Source organism: Pseudomonas sp. GV071, from assembly GCF_003050835.1.
Classification (GTDB): domain Bacteria; phylum Pseudomonadota; class Gammaproteobacteria; order Pseudomonadales; family Pseudomonadaceae; genus Aquipseudomonas.
Genome location: NZ_QAOJ01000005.1, coordinates 100,341 through 113,130, shown reverse-complemented (window position 1 = coordinate 113,130; position 12,790 = coordinate 100,341). Strand labels below are relative to the sequence as shown.

8 protein-coding genes are annotated in these 12,790 nt (G+C 63.7%); 3 read left to right on the top strand and 5 right to left on the bottom strand.

Annotation, left to right across the window (positions count from 1 at the left end):
* The first annotated feature begins 1,515 nt into the window (after nucleotides 1-1,515).
* Nucleotides 1,516-2,898 (top strand): oxygen-independent coproporphyrinogen III oxidase, encoded by a 1,383-nt coding sequence (gene hemN / locus C8K61_RS11045; protein ID WP_108096312.1) that lies wholly within the window; start codon nucleotides 1,516-1,518, stop codon nucleotides 2,896-2,898.
* 48 nt (nucleotides 2,899-2,946) lie between these two features.
* Here hemN and dxs read toward each other — a convergent pair whose 3' ends face one another.
* The 5 genes from dxs to C8K61_RS11020 form a co-directional block, all read right to left on the bottom strand.
* Nucleotides 2,947-4,869, bottom strand: a complete 1,923-nt coding sequence (gene dxs, locus C8K61_RS11040) for a 1-deoxy-D-xylulose-5-phosphate synthase (protein ID WP_108096311.1) — start codon at nucleotides 4,867-4,869, stop codon at nucleotides 2,947-2,949.
* Between the two features lie 411 nt (nucleotides 4,870-5,280).
* Nucleotides 5,281-6,237 carry an alpha/beta fold hydrolase gene (locus C8K61_RS11035; RefSeq protein ID WP_108096310.1) on the bottom strand — a complete coding sequence of 319 codons (957 nt, stop codon included), beginning with the start codon at nucleotides 6,235-6,237 and terminating at the stop codon, nucleotides 5,281-5,283.
* Between the two features lie 5 nt (nucleotides 6,238-6,242).
* Nucleotides 6,243-9,530, bottom strand: a complete 3,288-nt coding sequence (locus tag C8K61_RS11030) for a carboxyl transferase domain-containing protein (RefSeq protein WP_108096309.1) — start codon at nucleotides 9,528-9,530, stop codon at nucleotides 6,243-6,245.
* 198 nt (nucleotides 9,531-9,728) lie between these two features.
* Nucleotides 9,729-10,616, bottom strand: a complete 888-nt coding sequence (gene ispA, locus C8K61_RS11025) for a (2E,6E)-farnesyl diphosphate synthase (RefSeq protein WP_108096308.1) — start codon at nucleotides 10,614-10,616, stop codon at nucleotides 9,729-9,731.
* The gene (locus tag C8K61_RS11020) at nucleotides 10,613-10,855 is read right to left on the bottom strand and encodes an exodeoxyribonuclease VII small subunit (protein WP_108096552.1); all 243 of its coding nucleotides are present in this window, start codon (nucleotides 10,853-10,855) and stop codon (nucleotides 10,613-10,615) included. Before C8K61_RS11020 ends, ispA begins: the two co-directional genes overlap by 4 nt.
* 140 nt (nucleotides 10,856-10,995) lie before the next feature.
* Here C8K61_RS11020 and pcaQ point away from each other — a divergent pair, with 140 nt between their 5' ends.
* Together pcaQ and pcaH are read left to right on the top strand one after the other, a co-directional pair.
* Nucleotides 10,996-11,925 carry a pca operon transcription factor PcaQ gene (gene pcaQ / locus C8K61_RS11015; RefSeq protein ID WP_108096307.1) on the top strand — a complete coding sequence of 310 codons (930 nt, stop codon included), beginning with the start codon at nucleotides 10,996-10,998 and terminating at the stop codon, nucleotides 11,923-11,925.
* A 141-nt stretch (nucleotides 11,926-12,066) separates the two neighbouring features.
* The gene (gene pcaH, locus C8K61_RS11010; RefSeq protein WP_108096306.1) at nucleotides 12,067-12,786 is read left to right on the top strand and encodes a protocatechuate 3,4-dioxygenase subunit beta; all 720 of its coding nucleotides are present in this window, start codon (nucleotides 12,067-12,069) and stop codon (nucleotides 12,784-12,786) included.
* The last annotated feature ends 4 nt before the right edge of the window (nucleotides 12,787-12,790 follow it).

The window sequence follows — 12,790 nt, the reverse complement described above, 5'->3', positions numbered from 1 at the left end:
GTCCAGAAAGAAGTCGCACAGCGCCTGCAACCGCTGGCTGCGCGGGCGCAGGCTGAAGAACCAGAAGTTCAGCAACACCACCAGGGTGCTGACGCCCAGCGCCCAGGGCAGGTGTTCGCCCTGCCAGCCCAGGCCCAGGTGGGCACCGGCGAGCACCGCTGCGGCGCCGCCGACATTCAGCAGCAGCGCCTTGAGCAGGGTGTAACTGAGGCTGCGCGGGCGGTATACCTCTTCCAGGTCGCCCTCGCACATCATTCCCCAGGTGTCCGGCGAGCCGGGCAGGTTGAGGGTCAGGCCGGCGCCGACCACAGGCACGCGCCGGTAGTCCGGGTAGCCGGGGTAGAGCACAAACAGATTGCTGCCACGGCGAATGGTTTCGCGCACGCCGGGGTGCAGCTCTTTGGTTGCCGGGTCGGTGAAGCGCAGTTCGAATTCGGTGTGCTGGCGCACCCGCACGGTGCCGAACGGGGTGTGCACACCGTCCTTGAGGTTTTCGCCGGCGGTGAAGGTGTTGTCTTCAAAGCGCGAGCGCGACAGCGCGGTGCCGGCGGCGATGCTTGGGTCGTACTGCGCCCTGATCATGAACAGGTAGTTGTCACCCGAGTCGCGGAACACGTGGCCGGCCTCGCGCTGGATCAAGTCGCTCATTACGTCATTGGGAATGCGTGCGCATAGGCAGCCGACAGTTTTGCCGCCGACCTGCAGCGGCTGATGGAACATCAGCGTCACCGCGTCGTGAAAACGCGAGGTGGTGGCGCCCAGTGCCTGGGTCACCTCGTCGCGATACGGGCCCTGCAGAAACGGCGCCTGCAGCCCGGCGGTGAGCGCCTTGGCGTCATGCTGCTGGCCCACTCGCTGAGCGTGAGTGGAGGCGATGACCTTGCCCTTGGCATCCAGCACAAACAGTTCGGAGACCTCGCGCATGTGCGCGGCGATGTTTTGCAGCTGCGTCGACTCAACGCGCGGCCACGGTTCGCTGAGGCTGCCGGCCACTTGCTGCAACTGTTGCCAGTGCTGCTGGGTCCAGCTCAACAACAGCTGGGCTCGGGTATGGGCCATGCCGCTGAAAGTTTTCTCCAGGCGCGCGGCCTGGCTGCGGTTGATCAGGCTGGCCCAGCGCAGGGCCCATTTATTGTGGGTGCCAAACCAGGGCAACCACCGGTGTTCGCGGCCGCTAAGGGCCATCTGGTAACTTTTCAGCTGCATGTCCGTGCTCGCAAATGGCAGTGCTTTGCCTAGCGTGAGCGGCTGATATTGCAAAAAAGGGACCGACCATCGACGTTAATGGCAGATTAGTGGCGCGATGGCGCATTTTGCCAGGTGGATGTCGCTTTCTACTTGGTGCGAGCGTTCGGCGCTGACCCTGGCTCCGCGATGGCGCGTCGACCGTGCCCGCTTGTGGTGCGCCGCCAGTCCATGTGAGGCGCCGGACCGCGCGTTGCCTTGCGTCAAGTCAAGATCGCCTTTGTCGCAGCTCCATAGACTGGCCGCCCACGCTCTTCTCGGACCGCCGCCATGCACGAAGCCATTCATTGGGATGCCGACCTGATTCGCCGCTACGACCGCCCCGGTCCTCGCTACACCTCATACCCCACCGCCTTGCAGTTCAATGATCAGGTCGCCGGTAACGCCCTGGTCCAGGCCCTGGCGGAAAGCCGCAAAGCGCTGCGGCCCTTGTCGGTGTATGTGCACGTGCCGTTCTGCGCCAACATTTGCTACTACTGCGGCTGCAACAAAGTGATCACCAAAGACCGTGGCCGCGCGGTGCCTTACCTGCAACGCCTGCATGAAGAAATCAGCCGCATCGCCAGCCAGCTCGACCGCCGCCAGGTGGTCGAACAACTGCATTTTGGCGGCGGCACGCCAACCTTTCTCGGCCACACCGAACTGCGCGAACTGATGCGCCACCTGCGTGAGAACTTCACCCTGCTGGACGGCGACAGCGGCGACTACGGTATCGAGATCGACCCGCGCGAAGCGGACTGGTCGACCATGGGCCTGCTCCGCGAACTCGGCTTCAACCGTGTCAGCCTCGGCGTGCAGGACCTCGACCCGCAGGTGCAACAAGCGGTCAACCGCCTGCAGAGTTTCGAACAGACCCGCGCCATCGTCGAAGCCGCCTGGACCCTGCAATTTCGCTCAGTGAACATAGACCTGATCTACGGCCTGCCCAAGCAGACCCCCGAGCGGTTTGCCCGCACCGTGGACAAGGTTATCGAGCTGCAACCCGACCGCCTTTCGCTGTTCAACTACGCGCACCTGCCGGAGCGTTTCCTGCCGCAGCGGCGGATCAACGCCGAGGACTTGCCCAGCCCGTCGGCCAAGCTGGAGATGCTCCAGCGCAGCATCGAACAACTGACCCAGGCCGGCTACGTGTACATCGGCATGGACCACTTCGCCCTGCCCGATGACGAACTGGCCGTGGCCCAGGAAGACGGCATGCTGCGGCGCAACTTCCAGGGCTACACCACCCATGGCCATTGCGACCTGGTCGGGCTCGGGGTGTCGGCCATCAGCCAGTTGGGCGATCTGTACTGCCAGAACAGCAGCGATCTGCCGCGCTACATAGCCGCCATCGACGCAGGCCATTCAGCCGTGGAGCGCGGCTTGCTGTGCAACGACGATGACCGCATTCGCCGTGCAGTGATCCAGCACCTGATCTGCTCCTTCAAACTGGATTTCAGCCTGATCGAGAGCAGCTTCAACATCGAATTTCGCGGCTACTTCGCCGAGGTTTGGCCACAGCTGCAGCAGTTTGCCCGCGACGGCTTGATCAGCCTCAGCAATCAGGGCATCGAAGTGCTGCCGGCCGGGCGCCTGCTGGTGCGTTCGCTGTGCATGCTGTTCGACCACTACCTGAGCGAACAGAACAGCCAGCGCTTTTCGCGGGTGATCTGAAAACAAAAAAGGCCGGTCAATGACCGGCCTTTTTTTATCGCTACGGGCTTACGCGCTGATGGTCGGGGCCAACCCGACCGGCGTGAGCAACGCCAAACGTTCAGTGATCGCCGCTTCGATGCCCGCTGCATCCAGCCCGCATTCGGCGAGCATGGTCGCCGGCTTGGCGTGCTCGACGTAGACGTCCGGCAGGCCCAAATGCAGAACTGGCTTGAGCAGGTTCTCGCGGGCGAGGAACTCACTGACCGCCGCACCGGCGCCGCCCATGATGGCGTTTTCCTCGATGGTCACCAGCAACCCGTGCTCGGCGGCCAGCTGGCGCACCAGGGCCTCGTCCAGGGGTTTGACGAAGCGCATGTCCACCACCGTGGCATCCAGCTTGTCCGCCACCTGCAGGGCATCGGCCAGTTGCACGCCGAACACCAGCATGGCCACGCCCTGACCTTGACGACGCACCACGCCCTTGCCGATTTCCAGCGGCACCAGGGCCGGTTCGATCTCGGCGTTCGGCCCGGAACCGCGCGGGTAACGCACGGCAGCCGGGCCATTGAACAGGTAGCCGGTGGTTAGCATGCGGCGCAGCTCGTTCTCGTCGCTGGGGGTCATCACCAGAATGCCGGGGATGCAACGCAGGTAAGAGAGATCGAAGCTGCCGGCGTGGGTCGGGCCGTCTTCGCCCACCAGGCCGGCCCGGTCGATGGCAAATAGTACGTCGAGGTGCTGCACCGCCACGTCGTGAATCAGCTGGTCATAGCCGCGCTGCAGGAAGGTCGAATAGATGGCCACCACTGGCTTGGCACCTTCGCAGGCCATACCGGCGGCGAGGGTGACCGCGTGTTGCTCGGCAATCGCCACATCGAAATAGCGCTGCGGGAAACGTTCGCTGAAGGCCACCAGGTCGGAGCCTTCTTTCATCGCCGGGGTGATACCGGTCAGGCGTGCGTCGGCCTCGGCCATGTCGCACAGCCACTGGCCAAACACTGCCGAATACTTCGGCCCACTGGGCTTCTTCGGTGCGACTGGGGCGTTCACCGGTTCCAGCTTGGTGATCGCGTGATAGCCAATCGGGTCGAGCTCGGCCGGGGCGAAGCCTTTGCCTTTCTTGGTGATCACGTGGAGGAACTGCGGGCCTTCCAGCTCACGCATATTGCGCAGGGTGGTGATCAGGGTTGGCAGGTCGTGGCCATCGATAGGGCCGATGTAGTTCCAGCCCAGCTCCTCGAACAAGGTGCCGGAGACCAGCATGCCCTTGGCGTGTTCTTCGGTTTTACGGGCGATTTCCCAAGCACCCGGCAGGCGCGACAGCACCTTTTTACTGCCTTCGCGCATATTGGCGTAGGTGCGGCTGGAGAGAATCTTGGCCAGGTGATTGGACAGGCCGCCGACGTTTTTCGAGATCGACATGTCGTTGTCGTTGAGCACCACCAGCATGTTGGCTTTGACGTCGGAGGCGTGGTTCAACGCCTCGAAGGCCATGCCGGCGGTCAACGCGCCATCACCGATCACCGCCACCGACTTGCGCTTGCTGCCTTGCAACTGGGCGGCAATCGCCATGCCCAGCGCGGCGCTGATGGAGGTGCTGGAGTGGCCGACGCCAAAGGTGTCGTACTCACTCTCGCTGCGCCGCGGGAAGGCGGCGATGCCGTCTTGCTGGCGCAGGGTGTGCATACGCTCGCGACGGCCAGTGAGGATCTTGTGCGGGTAGGCCTGATGGCCGACATCCCACACCAGACGGTCATCGGGCGTGTCGAACACGTAGTGCAGGGCGATGGTCAGCTCGATGACACCCAGGCCAGCGCCAAAGTGCCCGCCGGTCTTGCCGACGGTGTAGAGCAGTTCCTGGCGCAGCTCATCGGCGAGGATTTCCAGCTCGGCCTCGCCCAGACGACGCAGACCAACAGGCGTCTCTGCACGGTCGAGCAGCGGCGTAGCGGGGCGTTCGCGGGGGATCTCGTGAAACGTCGTGGGCATCAGGCAAATCGTTATAGGTATAAAAGATGGCGCAGTTTACCTGATGCGGTAGGGCTTTTCGTAGGGTGCGCGTGACGCACCTGGGCAAATACCGATGTCCGGAGGGTTTGTGGGGGGATAAGGTGCGTGCCTTGCGGCCTGCGCACAAGGGGCGGGCGGATCAAGATCAACTGCCCCTCTCCCCCGGCCCCTCTCCCGCAAGCGGGCGAGGGGTGACGTATGGCGGCCACCTCACGCGGTCTGCCCCCTCTCCCGCTTGCGGGAGAGGGCTGGGGAGAGGGGCTTTGGTTTTTGATCTTGATTTGGTTTTTGATCTGCCCGCCCCTTTAGCGTAGGGCCCAGGTAGGGGCTAGATCTTTTGGTTGCTTTTGGGTGGTTCGGGAATCCGACAATGCCAAAAGGGACTCGCGCTTAAGAGCGCGGATAGTGCCGCCGCAAAAACTCAATCAACAATTCATTCACCCGCTCAGCCTGCTCGTTCTGAATCCAGTGCCCGCAATCACTCAGCACATGCGACTCCAACCGAGGCACCAGCTCTCCCATCTTTTTCACCGTGTAAGCCTCCAGCTTGCCCACCGGATCATCCTCACCGAGCAAGAACAACGTCGGCTGCAACACCTGCCGCCCCGCCAGGAATTCGGTGCTCTGCCAGTTCAGCTCAAAGTTGCGGTACCAATTCAGCGGCCCATGAAACCCATGCTTGCTCAGCGTATTCAGGTACACCGCAAAGTCCGCTTCGTTGCACCAGTCAGGAAACGAAGTGGGCACCGCCACGTCATCCAGAAAGCGCGCATCCGCGGGTTTCGGGTGGAGGAACACCTCACTGTTGCCGCCAATCAGAATGCGCATGCTGCGCTCAAGATCCGCGTTCAGTTCGGCTTCGGCGACCCCGGGCTCCTGGAAGTAAACGATGTAGTTGAACCGCCCGGCATTGGCCTCGCGCATGATGTCGATCGCCGGGCGCTTGGGTCTGCCGCCAAACGGCACCGACATGGCGCCGAGCACGCTGACCCGCTCGGGTTCCAGCAAGCCCAGGTGCCAGGCCACTGGCGCGCCCCAGTCGTGGCCGATCATGCACACGTCGGTATGGCCGAGGGCGTCCATGGCGCCTTGAATGTCGGCGCACAGGGTCAAGATCTGGTACGCCTCGACGGCCTCCGGCGCGCTGCTGTCGCCGTAGCCGCGCATCTCGGGGGCATACACGCGGTAGCCGGCTGCGGCCAGCGCAGTCATCTGGCTGCGCCAGGAGTACCAGCATTCGGGGAAGCCATGCAGCAGCCACACCGGGCGACCGTTTTCGGGGCCGGCGCTGTAGACGCTGAGGGTAATGCCGTTGACGTCGAGCAGGTGCTGTTGGAAGGCAGTCATAAGGGTCACCAGGTATCCACGAAGGCGCGTTTTTTGCCGTCACGCTTGGGCGCGCGCGGGGCGGCGTTGAAGCCGCGGGTCAGCCAGCTGCGGGTTTCCACTGGGTCGATGACGGCGTCGATCTCCAGGAAGCTGGCCATGTTGATGCCTTTGCCGCTCTGGTAGGCCTTGGCCACCAGTTTGTCGAACAGGGCCTGGCGTTCGACCGGGTCTTCCAGGGCTGCCAGTTCTTTGGAGAAGCCCAAGCGCACCGCGCCTTCCAGGCCCATGGCGCCAAACTCGGCACTGGGCCAGGCGATGGTGAACAGCGGTGAGTGGAAGCTGCCGGCGGCCATGGCCTGGGCGCCGAGGCCGTAGCCTTTGCGCAGGACCACGGTGAAGAACGGCACGCTGAGGCTGGCGGCGGTGACGAACATGCGTGACACATGGCGCACGGTGGCCTGTTTCTCGGCGTCCGGGCCGACCATAAAGCCGGGGGTGTCGCACAGTGAAACCAGCGGAATATCGAAGGCGTCGCACAGCTGCATGAACCGCGCGGCCTTGTCGCCGGCTACGGCGTCGATGGCGCCGCCCAGGTGCGCGGGGTTGTTGGCGATCAGGCCGAAGGGCTGGCCTTCGATGCGGATAAACGCGGTGAGCAAACCCGGCGCGAAGCTGCGGCGCAGTTCCAGCACCGAGTCCTGGTCGGCCAGGGTGGCGATTACCTGGCGGATGTCGTAAACCCGCAGGCGGTTTTCCGGGATCAGTTGGCGCAGTTCGCGTTGGTCGGCGCACTGCCAGTCGCTGAGCGGGCCCTGGAAGTAGGAGAGGTATTGCTTGGCGGCCCGCACCGCTTCGGCTTCGTCTGCCACTTCGACATCTATCACCCCGTTAGGACCTTGCACGCTCACCGGTCCCACTTGCTCCGGGGTAAACGTACCCAGTCCGCCACCTTCGATCATCGCCGGCCCGGCCATGCCGATGCTGGCGTTGGCGGTGGCGATGATCACGTCGCAGCAGCCCAGCAGCGCGGCGTTGCCGGCGAAGCAGCGGCCGGAGACCACGCCCACCAGCGGCACCAGGCCAGAGAGTTTGGCCATGCCGATAAAGGTGTGGCAGTCGAGGCCGGCCACGCCGACAAAATCGCTGTCGCCCGGCCGCCCGCCACCGCCTTCGGCAAACAGCACCAAGGGCAGTCGCCATTGTTCGGCCAACTGCAGCATGCGGTCGGTTTTCTTGTGGTTCATGGCCCCTTGGGTGCCGGCGAATACCGTGTAGTCGTAAGAAATCGCCATGCAGCGCGCGCGCTCGGCGCCGAACTGCGCGGCGTTGACCGTGCCGATGCCGCTCACCAGGCCATCGGCCGGGCTTTGCACGATCAGGTCTTCCACCGAATTACGCCGCCGCCGGGCGGCCAGGGCCAGGGCGCCGTATTCGATAAAGCTGTCGGCATCGAGCAAGTCGTCGAGGTTTTCGCGGGTCGTGCGCTGGCCCGTCTTGCGGCGTTTGGCCACGGCTTGGGGGCGGCGTTCGTCGCGGGTCAGGGCGTTGCGTTCGAGCACTTCGGCGAGGTCGGCGCGAATGTGGTCGAGGTCGATGCTTTCTTCGGTGTGCTGGTGCTGCTGCGTTACGTCGGCCGGATGAATAAATAGCAGCGCCTGGGCGGCGAACAGGTTATCGCCAGGGCTGACGGCCAGGCTGTGGACAATGCCGCTCTGCGCCGCCTTGACCACAAATTCCATCTTCATCGCCTCCAGCACGGCAATGCTCTGACCCACGGCCACGGCGTCGCCCACCTGTACATCCAGGCTTACCACCACCCCCGCGCTCGGGGCATCGAGTGCGATGCAGCCCAGCGGTGTGTCTGTGTGCTGTTGCTGTTGCTGTTGTGCAGCACCGGCTGCCTGGGGGAAAAACAAGTGGCGGTGCGCCTGTTCCTGCGGCGCAAGCAACTGGCTGATCTGTTCTTCGACAAACCGCGTGGTCACCTGGTTGTTCTGAACCTGCGGCTGGCGCAGCAGGTTCTGCAGGAAGTGGATATTGCTCGCCACCCCCTCCAGGCGGAATTCGCACAGGGCGCGGTAGGCGCGGCGCAGCACGCCTTGGTAGTCGTCGTTGGCTTGCACGATCAGTTTCGCCAGCAGCGAGTCGTAGCTGCTGCTGGTGGCATAACCGCTGTAACCACAACCATCGACGCGAATACCGGCGCCGCTCGGTGGTTCGTAGGCGCTGAGCAAACCAGCCGCCGGTTGCACGCTGCCGTCGGCGTTCATGCTTTCCAGGTTGACCCGCAGCTGCACGGCAAAACCGCGCGGGGCGGGAATCTGCGACTGCTGCAAACCCAGTTCGAGCAGGCTGGCGCCGCCGGCCACGCGCAATTGCGCCTGCACCAGGTCGATGCCGGTGACCGCTTCGGTGACGGTGTGCTCCACCTGCAGACGCGGGTTGGCTTCCATAAAGACGAAGTCGCCGTTATCTACATCCAGCAGGAATTCGAAGGTGCCCAGGGTGCGGTAACCCACCGCGCTGGCCAGCTTCAGCGCGGCGGCGAACATGGCCTCGCGCACTGTCGGGTCGAGGTTGGGGCTGGGTGCGATTTCCACCAGTTTCTGGTTACGCCGCTGCAGGGTGCAATCGCGTTCCCACAGGTGCACCACCTGCTGACCATCGCCGAGCACCTGCACTTCGATGTGCCGGGCATTGCGGATCAACCGCTCGACATACAGGTCACCGTTGCCAAACGCCGCCTTGGCTTCGGACTGGCAACGGGCATAGGCCTCAGCCACCTCCTCGGCGCTGAACACCGCACGCATGCCGCGCCCGCCACCGCCAGCCAGGGCCTTGATCATCATCGCGCCGCCATTCAGTTCAGCCATGAATGACTGCGCGCGGGCCAGGCTGGTGGGCTGGTTGGTGCCGGCGGCCAGCGGTACGCCGCAGCGCATGGCCAGGGTACGGGCCTGGGTTTTGTCGCCGAACTGCTCCAGCACATCGGCGCTGGGGCCGACGAAAATCAACCCGGCGCTTTTGCAGCGTCGGGCAAAATCGGCGTTCTCCGCCAGAAAACCATAACCGGGGTGCACCGCATCGCAGCCCTGGGCCTGGGCGATGGCGATGAGCTGCTCCATATCCAGATACGCGCTGACCCCTCGGCCCTTGAGGCCGACGGCCACATCGGCCTTGCGCGTGTGCAAGGCGGCCGCTTCGTCTTCGGCAAATACCGCCACGCTGCGGATATCCAGCTCGGCAGCAGCACGGGCGATACGAATGGCGATTTCGCCACGGTTGACGATCAGCAGATTGCGGATGGGCATTGGTGCTCCCTGGTTTTTATAAGTAAATCCGGGAGTAGAGCTTAGGCGCCGCTCAAGGCCGAGCGAAAGCTTGCTGGCTAGGGCGAATGGCAGGGCAGAGGTGAGGGTGATGATGGGGCAGAAAGAACATCGCGGCTAAAGCCGCTCCTACGGATTGTGCGGTCTGTAGGAGCGGCTTTAGCCGCGATGTTTTTGATCTTAGCTACGGCGTTCGACGATAAACCGCGCCAGGTCGCGCAACGGCTCTGCCGCTTCGCCAAACGGGCGCAGGGCATGCAAGGCCAGATCGCGCAGTTCCAAGGCATAGTGCTTGGCAGCATCCAATCCCAGCAAGGCGGGATAGGTGGGCTTGTGGTTGGCTTCGTCTTTGCCCTGGGTTTTACCCAGGGTAGCGGTGTCGCTTTCGACGTCGAGGATGTCGTCCTGCACCTGGAAGGCCAGGCCCACGGCTTGCGCGTATTCCTGCAGGGCGCGCAGTGCCAACTGGTCGGCTTCGCCACTGGCCAGGGCGCCGAGGCGCACGCTGGCTTCGATCAGGGCGCCGGTCTTGTGCCGGTGCATGATTTCCAGGGCGCTCTGGTCCAGCCATTGGCCGACCGAACCGAGGTCGATGGCCTGGCCGCCAACCATACCGGCCGGGCCGGCGGCTTTGCTCAGGCTGCTGATCATGTCCAGGCGCACGTCGGCGTCCAGCGGGTTGCGCTGGGCGTCGGCGAGCACTTCGAAGGCCAGGCTCTGCAGGCCGTCACCGGCGAGAATTGCGCTGGCTTCGTCGAAGGCCTTGTGGGTGGTCGGCTGGCCGCGGCGCAGATCGTCGTCGTCCATCGCCGGCAGGTCGTCGTGCACCAGGGAATAGGCGTGAATCAGCTCCACCGCGCAGGCCGCAGCGTCGGCGCGCTCGGCCGTGCCGCCCAAGGCTTCGCAGGCGGCATAGACCAGCAACGGGCGCACGCGCTTGCCGCCATTGATCACGCTGTAGCGCATGGCTTGGTAGATCAGATCGAGTTCAGGACGGGGGGCTTGGAACAGTTCGTCGAGCTTGGCGTCGACGCGGGCCTGACAGCTTTTCTGGTACGCCGCGATCATGCTGGTTCGTCCGCGTCGAAGGGGGCTTCCTCCAGCTCGCCGTCGCGCTCCAGCAGAATCTGCACTTTCTGTTCGGCCTGGGCCAGGGCGCCTTGGCAGTCGCGCGTCAGGCGGATGCCTTGCTCGAAGGCGGTCAGCGAATCCTCAAGCGACAGCTCGCCGTTTTCCAGGCGCTCGACCAGGGTCTGCAGCTCGGCAAGGGATTGTTCGAAATCGACGGCGGCTTTTTTGCGGGCCATGGCAGGGGTCTCGGCAGGCTTGAACGGGCGCGAGGCTAGCAGAGCCAGGCAAGTGGGGCAAACCGCAGGCGGCATTGGCAGTTGTCCTGTGGCGCCGTTCCCTTGCAGACTAGCCGCCACTGTCTCTGGCCTGTCTGCCGATGAATATCGATACCCGGATCAAATTTCGCCACCTCGTGTGTTTTCTCGAAGTCGCCCGCCAGGGCACCTTGGCGCGCGCGGCTGACAAACTGGCGGTCAGCCAGCCGGCCATTTCGAAAACCCTCAAAGAGCTGGAAGAGCTGCTCGGTGCGGTGCTGTTCGAACGCAGCAAAGCCGGAGTGGCGCTGACCGAAGCGGGCGTGGCCTTTATGCGTTATGCCGGGCCCTGCGTGCAGGCGCTGCGTGATGGGGTGAACAGCCTGCGCAGTGGCGAGCATGAATCCGGCACCGTGCGCCTGGGCGTGCTCTCCACGGTGGAAAGCCTGCTGATTCCCGAGGTGGTGCGCCGCCTGCACGAGCGCCACCCGGCGCTGGTGGCCAGTGTAGTGACCGGACCCAGTGCGTATTTATTGTCGCAACTGCATGTTGGCGAGCTGGATCTGGTGGTCGGCCGCATGACCGACAGCCCGCAGATTCAGGGCCTGACCTTCGAGCACCTGTACAGCGAATCGATGACCCTGGTGGTGCGTGCCGGCCATCCGTTGCTCGGCGCAGCCCAGGCTCAGCAGCTGTTGCAGGACTATCCGCTGGTACTGCCCCTGGCCGGCACCACCATCCGCAAATATGCCGACGCCTTGTTCGTGCAATGCGGCATCGCCCAGCCGCGCCAGCGCCTGGAAACCCTGTCGCTGACCCTCAGCCGTCGTTATGTGCAAAGCAGCGACGCGGTGTGGATTGCCCCGCTCGATGCGGTGCAACTGGACTTGGCCAAAGGCGATTTGGCCGAATTGCAGCTGGGCATCAAGGAGCCCGGTGGTTCGGTGGGTATTTGCAGCAACGCGGCGCTGCCGTTGTCGCTGGCGGCGCATTGGAGTGTCGAGGTGTTGCGCGAAGTGGGGCAGGCGTATCGGGAAGGCAGTTTTCCGTAGGGCGAATACCGCACCGCGATATCCGCCCTACGCATAACCATTAGGTTATGGATGCCCGGCTAATATTCAGTTTCGCCCGCCGGCATCGGTCAGCAGACTGCGCTTCTGTTCGCCCGATAAATCCAAAAAAAGGAGAACGACATGTCTGATGCAGACAGCAGTCGCTTCGTCATCCGTGACCGTAACTGGCACCCCAAAGCCCTGACGCCTGATTACAAAACCTCCATTCCCCGCTCACCGCGCCAAGCGCTGGTGAGCATTCCGCAATCCGTTTCGGAAACCACCGGCCCGGATTTCTCGCACCTCAAGCTCGGCCAGCACGACAACGACCTGCTGCTCAATTTCAATAACGGCGGCTTGCCGGTGGGCGAGCGCATCATCGTTGCCGGCCGCGTCTGCGACCAATACGGCAAGCCGATTCCGCACACCCTGGTGGAAATGTGGCAAGCCAACGCCGGTGGCCGTTATCGCCACAAGAACGACCGCTACCTGGCGCCGCTGGACCCCAACTTCGGTGGCGTCGGCCGTGCCCTCACCGACCGTGATGGCTACTACAGCTTCCGCACCATCAAGCCCGGTCCGTACCCATGGCGTAACGGCCCGAACGACTGGCGCCCGGCGCATATCCACGTCTCCATCAGTGGCCCGTCGATCTCCACGCGGCTGATCACCCAGCTGTATTTCGAAGGCGACCCGCTGATTCCGATGTGCCCCATCGTCAAATCCATCGCCAACCCGGAAGCGGTGCAAAGCCTGATTGCCAAGCTCGACATGAGCGCGGCCAATCCTATGGATTGCCTGGCTTATCGCTTTGACATTGTTTTGCGCGGCCAGCGCAAGACCCATTTTGAAAACCGTTGAGAGG